Source organism: Roseobacter fucihabitans, assembly GCF_014337925.2.
In the GTDB taxonomy this organism is placed as follows: domain Bacteria; phylum Pseudomonadota; class Alphaproteobacteria; order Rhodobacterales; family Rhodobacteraceae; genus Roseobacter; species Roseobacter fucihabitans.
Window position 1 is genome coordinate 2447071 of record NZ_CP143423.1, and the last position, 15672, is coordinate 2462742.

Here is a 15672-nt window from a genome sequence, read left to right on the forward strand (position 1 = left end):
GGACAACTACCTGGCGCGTCTTCGGCGTCGGTCCGTGGCTGACATAACGTGTTCCCGGTAAGGCACCTCTACGGCGACGCGCGATCGGTCATGGGTCCGATCCAGTTCGCCGGACCCGACTTCGCGCTGGCCCAATCGGAACTGAACCTGTTCTGGTCCGACCAGATGCTCGTCGCACTCGCCATTAAGCGAAGCGAGGCACCCGGCAAGGACAAGCGCCCCTACCGGCCATCAGGTCGTCGCGGTAGGACTCCTTCGCATAGGCGACCCAGCCGACTACAGGATAGAAGCTCCCGTTCGATGAGATAAATCCAGCCGCGGCGCCAGCAACATCACGACCACTCTCGTCAACAGCCTTAAATTCTGCACTGCGCGATGGGTCGATGGCTTCGGTTGTGGGGCCCGATAATATTATCTTGGTGTTGGGCATCGTAGCGATTTCGAACCCACCGAGTATGCGCTCTCGACCATGAGTGCCCGCTGCGAGGTTTGTGTCGACGAGCTTTATTCGCCAGTCAGCCGTGGCGACGCCAAAACGCTGGGCTAACTGCCTCGCGAAGATATCCATGTCTGGTACCTGACGTCTGTTGAAATCGCGCATGATGATCTTTGTTCCGGCCTTCGGCTGGACAGTCTCGTCGAGTGCTCCGATTTCTGGCTGATAGTCTGAGTCGTCGTCCGACATGATGTCGCTGCGGCGCATTATGAAATGTGCCGTCCGATAACCCTTAGCGCCGTTTCCATTTTCGTCCTTGCCGTCCATCAGGTCACCGCCCGACGAGATAACTTCCAGCGTCTCGCAGATGCCAAACGGTGCCAGCTTTCCGACTCCCTTTCGACCCATGACGCGGCGCCCATGGATCGGCGTCCGGTCTCCCCTTGCAGGGTCCCGTCGGCGCTCGCCTCCAACCTTGAGATAGAAGGGATTGACGACGTCAGGGTTCATTCCGTGGCCTGTGTCGCTGACGGTGATCGTGAAGCCGCTGTCTGCCACTACCCCCTTCGACAGTGACGCCAACATGGATCCCATTGGTGCCTCAATCGTGACCTCCTCCGCATCGGCGTCGTAGCCGTTGGCGACGAGCTCCGCGATAACCGCCGAGACCTTGTCATAGAGCTTGACCCCCAGCTTATCGACGGTCATCCGCGAAATTGTCATCAAATACTTGCCGCGGTCTTCCGCCGTATTGCTGTCCGTCATTCACGACCCCTTCGTCGCCCAGCGACCTCTTCATCAGTTACGTCGAAGCCGGCTTTTCTGAGGGCGTCCAAGACTATCGTACGTTTCGTCCGTCCGGTCTCGGCGGCTTTCACGTCCAGTGCGTGCTTGACCCGCCGCGGCACGGTCACCTGCAGGTGGACCTCGTCCGGGTGAGGCTTCTCTTTTCGTTGCGATGGCATGACTCATGCTCCGATCATGAAATCACCATTTCATGACTTCGAGTATCTGTGAAGAGCCTATCTGTCTGGAATTGTAGACACTTGCAGATTGAGCACTGGCTTTGCGTCCGAATACAGCGTCAAAGCCGCGCTAGACGCGAATACTGTATCTATACTGTGTTTGAGTAGCTCACACCTGGCCCGTATGGCGTCTAAGTGCTTGTTTTTATTGGCTCCGGCGGTAGGGATCGAACCTACGACCAATTGATTAACAGTCAACTGCTCTACCGCTGAGCTACGCCGGAACGGTTTGTGCGTCATAACAGCGACAAATTATATCGTCCAGAGGATTTTACAGGAAAAATCAGGGATTTCTGTTCTTGAGCGAGTGCCCATAGACAATCACCTTGAAGCGATCCGCCCGGCGGCCCAGTTCTAGCAGGCAGAAGAGTTGCAATCTGCTTTATCGCAGCCCGTTGCGGTAGCTCTGAATTCTGGGACCTTTGCGAAGTCATTCGCGAGCATGTAGCGCCAATCGTAGATTTTTTCGTCCTCTTCCTCTTTAACTTTATAGCTCATTTTGAGGCGGTGTAACTACGATTTTTCCCCGCGCAGCGCGGTTTGGGACCCTCTGCGCAGCACCCACTTTAGCGGAGGAGGTTGAGAAGATACTGAAAATCATTCTTGGAAACCTCATTTATCAGTAGCTAGGCGCGAAAATACTGTGGGGTTCCTCAGACTCTGACTGTGTTGACGCGGTGCATCTGGATCCATCGGTCCCCGGCGCGCTTCTTTTGCAGAATAACAGGTATTCTGAGGGTGTCGGAAATGGCCCTGTCTCAAAGCCCCGCAAAAAAGACGCGCGCCGATGGCATGTTCAAGATTGCAGCAAACCCGCGCCGCAGCGTTCAACATCGCCCGAAAGTAACGAAAAAATTAAGGTATGGCGCGCATAAGATAGAGTATTCATTAAATATTCACGAAAAGGGCGCTTGATGCTGGATGATTTGGACTTGCGGCTTTTGGAGGCCTTGCAGAAGGACGCCAATCTGACGGCCCAGCAATTGAGGGATGTGCTGCATCTATCGCCAAGTCAGGCGGGGCGCAGACGGCAACGTCCGGAAAATGACGGCTTCATTCGCGCCTATGTCGCACAGCTCAACGCCACGCGGCTCGGACTACATATTCAGGGGTTCATTCAGGTTCACATCACGATGGAAGTGCCCGAGCATGGTGAAACCTTTGGAGCACCTGGTGAACACACGCCCGGAAATCACGAGCGCGTGGACAATGACCCGCGATGCTGATTATCTGTTGCGGGCGTACTGCGTTGATTTGCCTGCCTTCAACGCGCTTACTCACAAAATATCGCTGCCGCATCCCGCTGTGGCGCGCGTCCACAACCAGATTGTTATGGACCAGCTAAAATCCGAGGGGCCTTTGCCCACCTGACCCCGCGCGAGGAGAAATCGCCCTGATGGATAGTTTCCTGTACCAAGCCTCAATATACTTGGCCGCAGCTGTGATTGCGGTGCCGATTGCCGCGCGGCTCGGTCTGGGGTCGGTGCTGGGATATCTGGCGGCGGGGATCATCATCGGGCCGGTGCTGGGGCTTGTGGGCTCAGAGACCGAGGATCTGCAACATTTCGCGGAATTCGGTGTGGTCATGATGCTGTTCCTGATTGGGTTGGAACTGGAACCGCGCGCGCTCTGGGACATGCGCCACCGGTTGATCGGTCTCGGGGGATTACAGGTCGTGCTCAGCACGCTGGCCATCATGGGCATCGCTATGGCCTATAACCAACCCTGGGGTGTGGCCTTGGCCATTGGCCTGACGCTTGCGCTCAGCTCTACCGCCATTGTTTTGCAAACCCTCTCCGAAAAAGGGCTGATGCAGACAAGCGGCGGACGGTCGGTGTTTTCTGTCCTGCTGACGCAGGACATCGCCGTGATCCCGATCCTCGCCTTTCTACCTCTCCTGATCGCCGCCGTTCCGACGAAAATGGCCGAGGATGGCTCGATCCTGCGCGCAGGCGAAGAGGCGCATGACAAAGGCCACCACAGCCTGTCCCTGATCGAAGGTCTGCCCGGTTGGGGCGTCACGCTCGTGACCATCGCCGCTATCGGGGTCGTGATTCTGGTTGGCGTTTTTCTGACCCGCCCGCTGTTTCGCTATATCCACGCCGCCCGCTTGCGCGAGATGTATACCGCGCTGGCGCTGCTGATTGTAGTGGGGATTTCATTCCTGATGACGCTGGTGGGCCTGTCACCTGCTTTGGGCGCTTTTCTGGCCGGTGTCGTTCTGGCCAGTTCGGAATTTCGCCACGAATTGGAAACCGATCTCGAACCCTTCAAGGGCCTGTTATTGGGGCTGTTTTTTATCACCGTTGGGGCAGGTATCAATTTCACCCTGCTCTTTGACAACCTTGGCAATATCATCGCCATGTCGCTGCTGGTGATCATCGTCAAAGGCATGATCCTCTACGGTCTGGGTCGCGCGTTCAAACTCAAGGGCAAGGACCAGTGGCTCTTTGCCCTCGCCCTCGCGCAGGCCGGTGAGTTTGGCTTTGTGCTGGTGTCGTTTTCCGTGGTGCAGGGTGTGATCCCCGTGGATGTCGCCGAAACCCTGCTTTTGGTGATCGCCCTGACCATGTTGATCACGCCCTTGCTGTTCATCCTGCATGATGTGCTGTCCAAACGGATGAAGGATACACAAGAACAACACGCAGATGATGAGATCGACATCGAAGGGCCCGTCATCATCGCCGGCATCGGTCGTTTCGGGCAGATCGTCAACCGCCTCGTACAGGGCAACGGGTTCCAAACTGTGGTGCTGGATCATAACATGGAAACCATCGCCGTGATGCGCCGTTTCGGGTTCAAGGGGTTTCTCGGAGACCCCACGCGCCCGGACATCCTTCGCGCCGCCGGAATCGAAACCGCGCGGGTTCTGGTCGTGGCGCTGGATGATCCGGAATCAGCGATCAAGCTTGTGCAATACGCCCGTAAAAAGCGCCCGGACCTGCATATCGTGGCGCGCGCGCGGGACCGCTCGCATGTGTATCGTCTGTATCAGGCAGGTGCGAATGATATCGTGCGCGAATTGTTTGATGGCTCGCTGCGCGCGGGCCGCTATGTGCTCGAGAATGTTGGGCTCAGCGAATATGAAGCCGCCGAGGCCGAACGCATTTTCTACCACCATGACCGCCATTCGGTGCAGGAATTGGCGCAGCTTTGGGACCCGGATGTGCCGACCAGTCAGAACCCGGCCTATCTTGCCCGTGCCAAGGAGTTACAAAAAGAGCTGGAAACCGCGTTTTTAAGCAGAGATGCCGAGGACAAAGGCGCATGATAGGAATGAAGCCCTGACCCGCGTCAGGGCTTCTGATCCGCTCTTAGCTGTCCGAAACACCGGCTTCGGCAAAGGTGGCCATGCCACTCAGACAGGCAACGGCCGCCTTAAGAACGCCAAGCGACAGCGCCGCCCCCGACGCTTCGCCCAGACGCAAGCCCAGCGATAGCAAGGGTTTCTTGTCCAAGGCCTCCAGCATCCGGGCATGCGCGCCTTCCGCACTCAGATGACCCGCGACGCAGTGATCAAGCGATCCCGCCACAGTCTTTTCCAGCGAGGCCGCCGCCGCGCAACAAATGAAACCATCCAACAGCACCGGTATCCGCAGGCTGCGCGCGCGCGCAATCGCCCCGGCCATCCCTGCTAATTCGCGCCCGCCCAGACGGCGCAGCATTTCAAGACCATCCCCCTGCCCCGCGTGCAGCGCCACCCCTTCGGCGACCACGCGGGTCTTATTGGCCAACCCCGCATCATCGACACCGGTGCCCCGGCCCGTCCAATCTTCAGCGCCGCCGCCAAACAGCGCCGTCGCCAGCGCCGCCGCAGAGGTCGTATTGCCAATGCCCATCTCGCCGGTGACCAGAACATCGGCGTTTTCATCCACCGCGTTCCATCCGGCCAGAAGCGCGGCGCTAAAATCCCCCTCGCTCATCGCAGGGCTTTGCGTGAAATCGGCCGTGGGCGTATCAAGCGAGAGCGCATGCACGTCCAAAGTAGCGCCGAAGGTCTGCGAAAGCTGGTTGATCGCGGCACCGCCATGTTCGAAATTCAGCACCATCTGCGCCGTCACTTCAGGCGGAAAGGCCGATACGCCCTGTGCCGCGACGCCGTGGTTTCCTGCAAAAACAATCACTTGCGGGGTCGTGATCGTCGGGCGATCGGTCCCGCGCCATCCCGCATACCATATCGCAAGATCCTCCAACCGCCCCAAAGCCGCAGGGGGTTTGGTCAATTGCCCGTTTCGGGCCTGCGCGGCGGCAATGGCACCGGTATCACTGGCCGGCTGCGTGGCTAAAAGAGCCCTGAAACCCTTCAGATCGGAAAAAGCTGCTGTCATCTTATCACCTCGGTTGCAACGTCACGCCCACCTCATTACCCAATGCACCAGCACCCACAAGTCACGAACGGCATCTCAGGATATGAAAACCGACAGATTACCTTTTTGGCTGCTCGACATCCTCGTGGCAGGCGCATTGCTCAGCCGCTTGCCGCTGCCGCATCTGCCCGAAAACGCCTTCATCCACACCGCGCGCGCCGCCTGGGCCTATCCTGTGGTGGGTGCGGTTCTGGGCACGCTGGCCGGGGCGTGCGGCCTCGCCATTATGGGGCTCGATTTGCCCGCACCTTTTGCGGCGGGCGGCGTTCTGGCGGCGTTGATGCTGCTGACCGGCGCGATGCATGAAGACGGGCTGGCCGATACGGCTGATGGGTTCTGGGGCGGGTTTGATCCTGCGCGCCGCCTGGAGATCATGAAGGATAGCCAGATCGGCACCTATGGCGTTCTGGCTTTGCTGGTGGTGACGGGGCTGCGCTGGGTGGCATATGCGGCTTTGCTGCCGCTGGGCCTCTTGCCGGTGGTGGTGGCGGCGGTCCTTTCGCGCGCCACAATGCCCTGCCTGATGGCATCTGTGCCAAACGCGCGAAACTCCGGCCTGTCAAAATCCGTCGGCTCACCCAGCATGCCAATCGTCGCGACAGGGGTCGTCATTGCTCTGGCGCTGGCAGGCCTGTGCGTCGGTGTATCTGCGATAATGTATCTTATCATGGGCCTCGCAGTCGCGTTACTGGTGGGATGGCTTGCGATGCGCAAGATCAAAGGACAAACCGGAGACGTCCTGGGGGCGACGCAACAACTGTCCGAACTGGCGATACTCGGCACAATGATCGCGCAAATGACATAAAAAAAACCGCGCCCACCAAGGCGCGGTTTTCATCTTTTCAATCGCTCGGATCAGGCCGCGACGCGGCTTTCAAGCACATCACCCACTTGCTTGGCGGCGGCCAGTTCATCGCCACCACCAACGGCGGCAACCTCACGCGTCAGCCGCTCAAGGGCTGCCTCATAAAGCTGGCGCTCGGAGTAGCTTTGCTCGCGCTGATCATCCGTGCGGTGCAAATCGCGCACGACCTCGGCGATGGCGATCAAGTCACCCGAATTGATCTTTTGCTCATATTCCTGCGCGCGGCGCGACCACATGGCGCGCTTGACCTTGGCCTTGCCCTTAAGCGTACGCATCGCATGGGTGATCACATCCGGCGAACTCAATGCACGCATCCCGATTTCGGTCGCTTTATGCGTCGGCACCCGCAATGTCATCTTATCCTTCTCAAACGAGATCACAAAAAGCTCCAGCGAAATGCCAGCGACTTCCTGCTCCTCGACCGAGATGATCTGACCCACGCCATGCGCCGGATAAACGACGAATTCATTCGGGCGAAAGTCAAGTTTCTTCGATTTGGTCATTCAGTGTTCCTTAGAAAACGGTCTTGCTCATGCAAAGCGACAACTCAAACGTGGCAGCAACCTATCAGGCCGCCGCTTCCGATAAGAATTGTCATTTTTACTTGCTCACATACTGAAGTGTCGCGAGCGATCAGCCTATCCGTTATTGGTTTCTGGCCCTTGTATAACACAAAAAACGGGCTCAAAAAAGTGCCCGCTGCGTAAACTATCAAAAAGCTTCGGGAAAATAACTGCCTTGCGGGTCCATCCTGCTCACGAAACCCCTCGAATCACGCCCTGAGGCCTATCCACCCTCGCCCGGCGCTTCGGAGAAATATTTCTCCAATTTGCCCGTTTCGCCGTCGCGCTCTTCAGCATCCGGCAGAGGGTCTTTCTTGGTGATGATCACTGGCCACATTTCGGAATACTTCCGATTGAACTCAACCCATTTTTCCATGTCCGGCTCGGTATCCGGGCGGATGGCATCCGCCGGGCATTCCGGCTCACAGACACCGCAATCGATGCATTCATCGGGATGAATGACGAGCATGTTTTCGCCCTCATAAAAGCAGTCCACAGGACAAACTTCCACGCAATCGGTGAATTTGCAGGCGATGCAGCTGTCGTTCACGATGTAGGTCATCGGGTTCTCACTTCGGCTAGGTCTGAAGGTTAGCTAAATCAGCCGCCCGGATCATTCAAGAGAGCGCGCCTTAGAAAGATCCATGATGCGACGATTACGCTTGGTCGGGCGACCTTTTCCCTCATATGCGGGATTTTCCGGTACCTTATCCTTTGTGCGCGCGACAGGTGGGGACAGATCGGTATAAAGCGCCTGGGCTTCCGGGGCCGGCCCGCGCCGCTGGCCGATGGCATCGATCTGGATCACGCGAATGTGATCTCCTTGTGCGAATGTCAATACATCCGCCGCGCCCACCATCTGGCTGCGTTTGTGGACCCGCTCGCCATTGACCCGTACGTCCCCCGCGACGACACGGGCCGCGGCAAGGGAACGCGTCTTGAAAAAACGCGCATGCCACAACCATTTGTCCAGACGCAGTTTTTCAGCCAATTACTTGTTGTCCTTGAGCCCCATCAGCGCGGCTGCAAACGGGTTGTCCGGGTCGATTTTCTTCTCGGGTTTGGGCGGACGAGCGGAGAACTTCTGTGCGCCTGCGCCCTTACCACCCTGCGGCCCGCCGCCGCGTTTGCCTTTGCCGCCGGGCTTGCCTTTTCCCTTGCCCTGGGGGCGCTCGCCGCTTGGCGCGCGGCGGTTTGGTTGCCCCGCGGGTCGGGCAGGACGGCCCCAGGTGAAGGTATAGAAGGTCTCCATTTCGGGTGCTGCGACCTCAGCGTCCGGTGCCTCACCGATGGGCGTTTCTGCGTCCGACACATCGGGGATGGTCGGTGTCGGTGTGGCATCAACAGGCACCTCTGCCGCTGTGACAACTTGGCTAACGCCCATCTCAGGTGCTGCGGGTTGCTCGGTGTCGCCACCTTCCGGCGCCTCCGTTGCGACATCCATGACGGGCGCATCCGCATCCGGCGCGGCGGCATTGGCCTCTGGCATCACGGCATCCACCGGTTTGACCTTGGCCCGCTCGCCCTTTTCGACTTTATAGCCGAGACCCTGCATCAGGTCGGCGAACTGTTCGAAGCTCATACCGGTGATCGAGAGCATATCCGGTTTGGCCTCGAAACCGCTGCGCGAGTTCTCCGAGCGCAACATATCCGCCAGGCGTTCCAACATGTCGATGCGTATCGCACGTTCCCCGGCAATCCTGTACCCGGCCATCGTATCGGCTCCGGCAGGGGCCGCCAGATCGGCGGGAATCGTGACCAATCCCGGCGGTGGCGCTTCAGGAAAATCCTGAATGCCCTGGCTCAGGGACCACAGCACCAGACGCAACCGCGTCGGCGCGGGTTTGAGCAAAAGCGGCATGAAAATCGTGAACTGCCCGAACCGGATCCCATGTTTGCGCAATGCGCCGCGTGCATCCTGATCGAGCGCCTTAACGTCCTCCGCAACTGAGGCGCGCGTCAGAACGCCCAACCCCTCGACCATGCGGAAGGCAAAGCCCCGCGCCAAACCGGTCAGGGTTTCATCCCGGCTGAGGTTCAAGAGCGGCTCAAACAGCGCAGCAATCTTGCGATCCACGAAATGTTGCAAGCGGCGCTGCACCTTTTGCGCAACCTCAGGTCCTGCGACGTCATCCACGAACACCTCGACCTGCGGTTTCAGGGCATCCGCCCCCGCGACCAGCTTGCCAACCGCGTCTTTGCCCCAGATCAAGCCGCCCTGTTCGGTGAAATCAATCTCCGTATCGGGCGCATTGTAAAAGCGATCCGCGCGCAGATGGAATTGCGGGGCAAGCGCCTGGAGCGCCGCCGTTTTGATCGTTTTCGTTTCTGCGACGCCAGCGCCCTTGTCCTGGCTGAACCGGAAACCCTCCAGCTTGCCTACAAATTCGCCTTCGACGGTCACTTCGCCGGTATTGGATACTTCTGCCACCATGGCTTCCTTCTGGCCGAGCCGGCGCAAAAGCACGGATGTGCGCCGGTCTACAAATCTTTGCGTCAAACGCTCGTGCAGCGCATCCGACAATCGGTCTTCTACAGAACGCGCCGCACCACGCCAATGGCTTTCGTCATCTGTCCACCCTTTGCGTTGGGCAACATAGGTCCATGTGCGGATAAACGCCAATCGTTTGGATAACGCATCAATATCCCCATCGGTTCGATCTATTCTTTTGATCTGGCGCGCGAGCCAGTCATTGGGCAATTGCCCCAGCTGGTGCAAGTAGTTGAAAATATTCTCTAATAACCCGGCATGCTCGCCGTGGCTAATGCCACGGAAATCGGGGATTCGGCATACGTCCCAGAGCAATTTGACCGATTGCCCATCGGTACAGCGCGCGGCGATCTCCGCGACCTGCCCCAACGCCTTGAGCGCGCCAAGGTCATCAGATTCGCGCGCTTTGACCAGAATCTCGTGATCCGGGGGTGCTTCGAGCGTCTGAATTAGGCGATCAATCGAGCCGAACTGCAAGGCATGGTTGCGCCATTTCAGTTTGCGTTGCGGCGTGAAACGGTGGTCCATGATCGCCTGCGCCACGCCGTCCTCCAGCGGCGAGGCCTCCCCCGTGACGCCAAATGTGCCGTTCTTCATGCCGCGCCCGGCGCGCCCGGCGATCTGCGCCAATTCATTGGGGGCCAGCGGGCGCATCCGGCGACCATCAAATTTGGTAACGCTGGAAAAGGCCACGTGGTCCACATCCAGATTGAGCCCCATCCCGATGGCATCCGTGGCCACCAGAAAATCGACCTCGCCGTTCTGGTACATCTCGACCTGCGCGTTGCGGGTGCGCGGGCTCAGCGCGCCCATGACCACCGCGGCACCGCCCTTCTGGCGGCGGATCAACTCGGCGATGGCATATACATTCTCAACCGAAAACCCGACAATTGCGCTACGCGGGCGCATCCGACTTATCTTTTTCGCACCTACATAGGTCAGGGTCGACATACGCTCGCGCTGGACGAATTGTGCGTGCGGTACCAACTCACGGATGGCCCCGCGCATCGTATCCGCGCCCAGAAACAGCGTTTCATGCAGACCGCGCGCGCGCAGTAATCGGTCGGTGAACACATGCCCGCGCTCGGGATCGGCACAAAGCTGGATTTCATCGACGGCCAGAAAATCACAACCCATCCCCTCGGGCATCGCCTCGACGGTGCAGACCCAATATTGCGTGCGCGGCGGCACGATCCGCTCCTCGCCCGTCACCAACGCCACCACCGAAGGCCCGCGCGCGGCCACGATGCGATCATAGACCTCGCGCGCCAGAAGGCGCAGCGGCAGGCCGATCACCCCGGTCCGGTGGCCCAGCATGCGCTCGATGGCATAGGTGGTCTTGCCTGTGTTGGTCGGGCCCAAGACGGCCACGACCCGGTTGTCACCTGTCACGGCGATGTCCTTGCCTGTCTGGGGTTACAGCCTGCGCCCGATACCGTTTTGTTTAAGTTGTTCCATGGCACCTTTTGCGCTCTCGTGGTGCGGATGCAAGGCCAGAACGTGCTCAAAAGCATCACCGGCACGCTCCAAATCACCAAATTCCTGCAACATCACGCCCAGCCCGAAAATTGCGTTATAATTATTGGGATTAAGCGCCAGAGCGCGTTCCAGATCCGCCAGCGCAGGCCCGTAAAGCCCCGCCTGATAATAGGCCGTCGCACGGGCGTGCCAGCCTTCGGCAAATTCCGGCGCGTGGTCCGTCAGTGCGGTCAAATGATCAATCGCCTTGGCATTTTCCTTGGCTTCCATGGCCTTACGACCGCGCGTCAGCAACAAATCCATCGCCGGAGAGCCCGACCGATCCCAGAGGATATTCAATTCACGATCCAGTCGGTCCGCTTGCGATTCGGGTGCAGCGCGCAATTCCTCCAACAGGCTCTCCTGGCTTTGTTGCGCGTGCAGCGGAGCAACAGAATACAAAAGGACAAGGAATGCCGTAACGATAGATTTGAGAAAGGCGCGGTTCAGGGTCATAACACCCAAGAATGTAACAGGCGCGCCGGGCAATTCCAGACCCAACGTGCATAGATTGTCAGAAGGACCCAAAAATGAGCGACATTGTTAACCAAGCTGTAACCGTTCTGAATGAAAAGTTGGCAGGCACCGATTTTGGCGGGACTGCCAAATTCGACATTTCGGGGGAAGGCTGCATCATGATGGACAGTTCTGGAGCACGCGCAGGTGACGCACCTGCCGATGTGACCCTGACGGCGGATGCCGAGACGTTTCAATCCATCCTCGAGGGGGACACGAACCCCACCAGCGCCTTCATGACCGGCAAATTGAGCGTGGATGGTGATATGGGTATGGCCATGCAACTGGCCTCTGCCCTCGCCTGATGACATTGATCCCCGCCCCTTTCCTGAATGATATTGCATATGGTGCGGCGGGCGGGGCCGCGCATTGGGCGCAGACATCGGACGGCGTCCGCATCCGGATCGGCCATTGGAAGCCGGAGGGGGCCAAAGGCACCGTCCTGATCTTTCCCGGGCGCACGGAATTTATCGAAAAATACGACCAATGCGCCGCGATTTTCGCACATCGCGGGCTTGCCAGCATGGCGATTGACTGGCGCGGACAGGGGTTATCCGATCGACTGCTGGACGATCCAATGATCGGCCACGTGGCCCAGTTTGGTGATTATCAGCGCGATGTGGACGCCTTGGTGCGTGCGGCAAGGGCGTTGGAGATGCCGCGCCCGTTTTTCCTGCTGGCGCATTCCATGGGCGGGGCCATCGGCTTGCGCGCCGCGATGGAAGGTTTGAGCGTGCAGGCCACGGCGTTTTCCGCGCCCATGTGGGGCCTCCATCTGGCACCACATCTGCGCCCGGTGGCGTGGTTTCTGAGCCACGTGATGCCCCAGATCGGGCAAGGCCACCGCCTGCCCCCCGGCACCAAGATCGAACATCACGTGCTGTCGGACGGCTTTGAAGACAACCTGCTGACCCGCGACGCAGAGCAATTTGCGATGATGCGCACCCAGCTTGAAGCCCACCCGGAACTTGCCCTGGGCGGTCCCAGCTATGTCTGGCTGCGCGAGGCCTTGCTGGAAACCCGCCATCTGGCGAGCCGCCCGCCGCCCTATGTGCCTTGTGTGACGTTTTTGGGCACAAATGAGCGGATCGTGGACGTTCAGGCCATTCACGAGCGCATGTTTACCTGGAAACGCAGCCATCTGGAAATCGTCGAAAACGGCGAGCATGAGGTCTTAATGGAAAACGAAGCCTTCACCAAGCCGCTCTATGACATCATGATCGAGCTCTTCAAAAGCGGTGGTCACGGATAAGGTCTGGGCAAACACCGCTCTACCGCTAGATTGCCCGGTATGACGATACTCACCTTCACCGAACGCGGTATCTATTGCGCGGCGGGCGATTTTTACATTGACCCATGGCGCCCCGTAGAACGCGCGTTGATCACCCATGGGCATGCCGATCACGCCCGTAGCGGGCATGGTTCATATCTCGCCACCCCTGCCGCCCTGCCCGTCATGCGCCACCGCCTGGGCAAAATTACCGCAGAGGGCATCGCTTATGGCGAATCCCGCCAGATCGGGGAGGCCAGAGTGTCCTTTCATCCGGCGGGGCATGTGCCGGGGTCCGCGCAAATCCGCGTTGAGGTTGGCGGTGAAGTCTGGGTTGCCTCAGGCGATTACAAAACCGAGGATGACGGGCTTTCGGAGGCTTTCACGCCGCAGAAGTGCCATCATTTCATCACCGAATCGACGTTCGGTTTGCCTGTGTTTCGCTGGCAATCGCAAACTGAGGTCGCACAGGCGTTGAACGCTTGGTGGGCGGAATGTGCTGCGGCGGGCAAAACTGCGTTTCTGGGGGCCTATGCTCTGGGCAAAGCTCAACGGTTAATGCACATGCTCGACCCCGACATCGGACCCATCCTCACGCATGGCGCGGTGGAGGCCACAAACAAGGTGCTACGCGCGCAGGGCCTGCGCCTGCCAGACACCGTTCCCGTCACCGCGCAAACCGACCCAAAAGCGCATAAAGGCGCGCTGGTGCTGGCCCCGCCCTCGGCCCTTGGCAGCAAATGGGCGCGCAAATTCGGCCCACAGGAGAGCGCCTTTGCCAGCGGGTGGATGCAGCTGCGCGGGGTGCGCAGGCGACGCGCGGGGGATCGCGGCTTTGTGATCTCCGATCATGCCGATTGGAATGGATTGCTGGGTGCGATCAAGGACACGGGTGCGGAAAACATCTATGTCACGCACGGGTATACCGACATTTTTGCCCGCTATCTCAACGAAAACGGTTGGAACGCGCAGGTCGTACCCACCCAGTTCGAGGGCGAGACCCTTGAGGGCGAGGCCACCGAATGAACCGTTTTGCGGCCCTTTTCAACGCCATCGACCAGAGCACGAAGACTACCGTCAAGGTCGCAGCCCTGGCGGATTATTTTCAAGCCGCACCGGATTCGGACCGGATGTGGACCATGGCGCTGTTTTCGGGGCGCCGCCCCAAACGCGTGGTGACCACCACAAGATTGCGCGCATGGGCGGCAGAGGCCGCAGGCATCCCGTTGTGGCTGTTTGAGGACAGCTATGCCATCGTCGGTGATCTAGCCGAAACCATTGCGCTGGTTCTGCCCTCCAATGAGACCACCAGCGATCAAACCCTCACCCATTGGATTGATGCCCTGCGCGCGCTCACGCAAGCCGATGAGCCCGCGCGCAAGGCCTTCGTTCTGGAGGCCTGGGCGCAGCTGGGCGGGACCGAACGGTTTGTGTTCAACAAGCTGATTACCGGTGGGTTTCGCATGGGGGTCAGCCAGAAACTGATGACCCGCGCTCTGTCACGCGCCACGGGCAAACCCGAGGCCGAACTGGCGCACCGTTTGATGGGCAATTGGCACCCCGATGACACCACATGGGCCGCCTTGATCGAGGCGACGGATGCATCGGCGGATGCCTCGCGCCCCTATCCGTTTTACCTCGCCCATGCGCTGGACGGGACGCCCGACGCCCTTGGTTCCTGCACAGAGTGGCGCGCAGAGTGGAAATGGGATGGGATTCGCGGGCAATTGATCCTGCGCGACGGGCAGCATTTTGTCTGGTCGCGCGGCGAGGAGTTGATGACCGACCGCTTTCCCGAACTGGCGCGCGCGGTGGATTTCCTGCCGCCGGGGACGGTTCTGGATGGGGAGCTGCTCGTCTGGCACCCCGGCGCGGAGGGTCCTGAGAGCTTCAACGCGCTGCAAAAGCGTATTGGCCGCAAGACTGTCCCCAAAAAACTACTGGCCGAGGCACCGGTCGCCCTGCATGCCTATGATCTTCTGGAGTGGGAGGGTGCGGATTTGCGCAACCGCCCCTTTGGCGAGCGGCGCGCGCAATTGGAAAGCGCCTGCGCGTCTCTGCCACCCGACGCGCCCATCCGCCTGTCCCCGCAACTGGATTTTACCGCCTGGTCCGATCTGGCCGACCTGCGCGCGGTCGCGCGTGATGAAAACGCCGAAGGTCTGATGCTGAAGCGCGCCGACAGCCCTTATCGCATCGGGCGCAAAAAAGGCGATTGGTGGAAATGGAAGCTTGATCCGCTGACCATCGACGCGGTGATGATCTATGCGCAAGCCGGGCATGGGCGGCGCGCGAACCTCTTTACCGATTTCACATTTGCCGTGTGGCACGGGAATGATCTGGTGCCCTTCACCAAGGCCTATTCCGGGCTGACGGACGCGGAATTCGGCGAAATCACCAAATGGGTACGCAAACACACGCTGCAACGCTTTGGCCCCGTGCGCCAGGTCACACCGCAGCATGTGTTCGAAATCGCCTTTGAGGGCATCCAGGCCAGCCCGCGTCATAAATCCGGTGTCGCGCTGCGGTTTCCACGCATGTTACGCTGGCGACAGGATAAGCCGCTGCAAGAGGCCAACACGCTGGATGACCTCAAGCAGATGCTTGCTATTTACGGGTAA

The 15672-nt window shown here is 59.3% G+C and carries 14 protein-coding genes, 1 tRNA gene and 1 pseudogene; 8 read left to right on the forward strand and 8 right to left on the reverse strand.

The features are described from left to right. Positions 1-184: 184 nt before the first annotated feature. The gene (locus ROLI_RS11965) at positions 185-1201 is read right to left on the reverse strand and encodes an ATP-binding protein (protein ID WP_187429639.1); all 1017 of its coding nucleotides are present in this window, start codon (positions 1199-1201) and stop codon (positions 185-187) included. 409 nt (positions 1202-1610) lie between these two features. Beyond that, positions 1611-1685: transfer RNA gene (locus ROLI_RS11970), tRNA-Asn, on the reverse strand. Positions 1686-2208: 523 nt separating this feature from the next. On the opposite strand from ROLI_RS11970, the gene ROLI_RS11975 reads away from it, so the two are divergent. The 3 genes and pseudogenes from ROLI_RS11975 (at position 2209) to ROLI_RS11985 (ending at position 4732) form a co-directional block, all read left to right on the forward strand. Beyond that, positions 2209-2376 carry a hypothetical protein gene (locus ROLI_RS11975; protein ID WP_187429638.1) on the forward strand — a complete coding sequence of 56 codons (168 nt, stop codon included), beginning with the start codon at positions 2209-2211 and terminating at the stop codon, positions 2374-2376. Next, positions 2376-2832: pseudogene (locus ROLI_RS11980) on the forward strand (Lrp/AsnC family transcriptional regulator). The gene ROLI_RS11975 and the pseudogene ROLI_RS11980 overlap by 1 nt, the downstream one beginning before the upstream one ends. A 25-nt stretch (positions 2833-2857) precedes the next feature. After that, on the forward strand, positions 2858-4732 hold the full coding sequence (locus tag ROLI_RS11985; protein ID WP_187429637.1) for a monovalent cation:proton antiporter-2 (CPA2) family protein: 1875 nt from the start codon (positions 2858-2860) through the stop codon (positions 4730-4732). Positions 4733-4775: 43 nt separating this feature from the next. Here the strand turns inward: ROLI_RS11985 and cobT are convergent, their stop codons facing one another. Further along, the gene (gene cobT, locus ROLI_RS11990) at positions 4776-5789 is read right to left on the reverse strand and encodes a nicotinate-nucleotide--dimethylbenzimidazole phosphoribosyltransferase (RefSeq protein ID WP_187429636.1); all 1014 of its coding nucleotides are present in this window, start codon (positions 5787-5789) and stop codon (positions 4776-4778) included. Positions 5790-5871: 82 nt separating this feature from the next. On the opposite strand from cobT, the gene cobS reads away from it, so the two are divergent. Then, positions 5872-6633 (forward strand): adenosylcobinamide-GDP ribazoletransferase, encoded by a 762-nt coding sequence (cobS, locus tag ROLI_RS11995; RefSeq protein WP_187429635.1) that lies wholly within the window; start codon positions 5872-5874, stop codon positions 6631-6633. Positions 6634-6683: 50 nt separating this feature from the next. Here cobS and ROLI_RS12000 read toward each other — a convergent pair whose 3' ends face one another. The 5 genes from ROLI_RS12000 to ROLI_RS12020 all read right to left on the reverse strand — a co-directional run bounded on the left by ROLI_RS12000 (position 6684) and on the right by ROLI_RS12020 (position 11793). Beyond that, complete coding sequence (locus tag ROLI_RS12000) at positions 6684-7196, reverse strand: CarD family transcriptional regulator (protein ID WP_187429634.1); 513 nt, start codon at positions 7194-7196, stop codon at positions 6684-6686. Positions 7197-7479: 283 nt separating this feature from the next. Then, positions 7480-7818 (reverse strand): ferredoxin FdxA, encoded by a 339-nt coding sequence (gene fdxA / locus ROLI_RS12005; RefSeq protein WP_187429633.1) that lies wholly within the window; start codon positions 7816-7818, stop codon positions 7480-7482. A gap of 51 nt (positions 7819-7869) precedes the next feature. Continuing rightward, positions 7870-8247, reverse strand: a complete 378-nt coding sequence (locus ROLI_RS12010; RefSeq protein ID WP_187429632.1) for an RNA-binding S4 domain-containing protein — start codon at positions 8245-8247, stop codon at positions 7870-7872. Further along, positions 8248-11139 (reverse strand): helicase-related protein, encoded by a 2892-nt coding sequence (locus tag ROLI_RS12015; RefSeq protein ID WP_187429631.1) that lies wholly within the window; start codon positions 11137-11139, stop codon positions 8248-8250. It abuts the gene before it with no gap. A 24-nt stretch (positions 11140-11163) separates the two neighbouring features. Then, entirely contained in the window at positions 11164-11793 is a 630-nt protein-coding gene (locus tag ROLI_RS12020) for a tetratricopeptide repeat protein (RefSeq protein ID WP_262386462.1), read from the reverse strand. Positions 11794-11795: 2 nt separating this feature from the next. Between ROLI_RS12020 and ROLI_RS12025 the strand changes: the two genes are divergently transcribed. Genes ROLI_RS12025 through ROLI_RS12040 form a run of 4 tightly spaced genes read left to right on the forward strand, consistent with a single transcriptional unit; the run spans position 11796 to position 15672 of the window. Further along, the gene (locus ROLI_RS12025) at positions 11796-12086 is read left to right on the forward strand and encodes an SCP2 sterol-binding domain-containing protein (RefSeq protein ID WP_187429629.1); all 291 of its coding nucleotides are present in this window, start codon (positions 11796-11798) and stop codon (positions 12084-12086) included. Then, positions 12086-13033 (forward strand): alpha/beta fold hydrolase, encoded by a 948-nt coding sequence (locus ROLI_RS12030; protein ID WP_187429628.1) that lies wholly within the window; start codon positions 12086-12088, stop codon positions 13031-13033. The genes ROLI_RS12025 and ROLI_RS12030 overlap by 1 nt, the downstream gene beginning before the upstream one ends. 39 nt (positions 13034-13072) lie before the next feature. Then, entirely contained in the window at positions 13073-14077 is a 1005-nt protein-coding gene (locus ROLI_RS12035) for a ligase-associated DNA damage response exonuclease (protein WP_187429627.1), read from the forward strand. Further along, positions 14074-15672, forward strand: coding sequence for an ATP-dependent DNA ligase (locus tag ROLI_RS12040; protein ID WP_187429626.1), 1599 nt, complete (start codon positions 14074-14076; stop codon positions 15670-15672). Before ROLI_RS12035 ends, ROLI_RS12040 begins: the two co-directional genes overlap by 4 nt.

Bases quoted from the DNA above. Each gene is read 5' to 3' on its own strand.
- ROLI_RS11965 (WP_187429639.1), bottom strand. From the start codon at position 1,201: ATGACGGACAGCAATACGGCGGAAGACCGCGGCAAGTATTTGATGACA.
- ROLI_RS11975 (WP_187429638.1), top strand. From the start codon at position 2,209: ATGGCCCTGTCTCAAAGCCCCGCAAAAAAGACGCGCGCCGATGGCATG.
- ROLI_RS11985 (WP_187429637.1), top strand. From the start codon at position 2,858: ATGGATAGTTTCCTGTACCAAGCCTCAATATACTTGGCCGCAGCTGTG.
- cobT (WP_187429636.1), bottom strand. From the start codon at position 5,789: ATGACAGCAGCTTTTTCCGATCTGAAGGGTTTCAGGGCTCTTTTAGCC.
- cobS (WP_187429635.1), top strand. From the start codon at position 5,872: ATGAAAACCGACAGATTACCTTTTTGGCTGCTCGACATCCTCGTGGCA.
- ROLI_RS12000 (WP_187429634.1), bottom strand. From the start codon at position 7,196: ATGACCAAATCGAAGAAACTTGACTTTCGCCCGAATGAATTCGTCGTT.
- fdxA (WP_187429633.1), bottom strand. From the start codon at position 7,818: ATGACCTACATCGTGAACGACAGCTGCATCGCCTGCAAATTCACCGAT.
- ROLI_RS12025 (WP_187429629.1), top strand. From the start codon at position 11,796: ATGAGCGACATTGTTAACCAAGCTGTAACCGTTCTGAATGAAAAGTTG.
- ROLI_RS12030 (WP_187429628.1), top strand. From the start codon at position 12,086: ATGACATTGATCCCCGCCCCTTTCCTGAATGATATTGCATATGGTGCG.
- ROLI_RS12035 (WP_187429627.1), top strand. From the start codon at position 13,073: ATGACGATACTCACCTTCACCGAACGCGGTATCTATTGCGCGGCGGGC.
- ROLI_RS12040 (WP_187429626.1), top strand. From the start codon at position 14,074: ATGAACCGTTTTGCGGCCCTTTTCAACGCCATCGACCAGAGCACGAAG.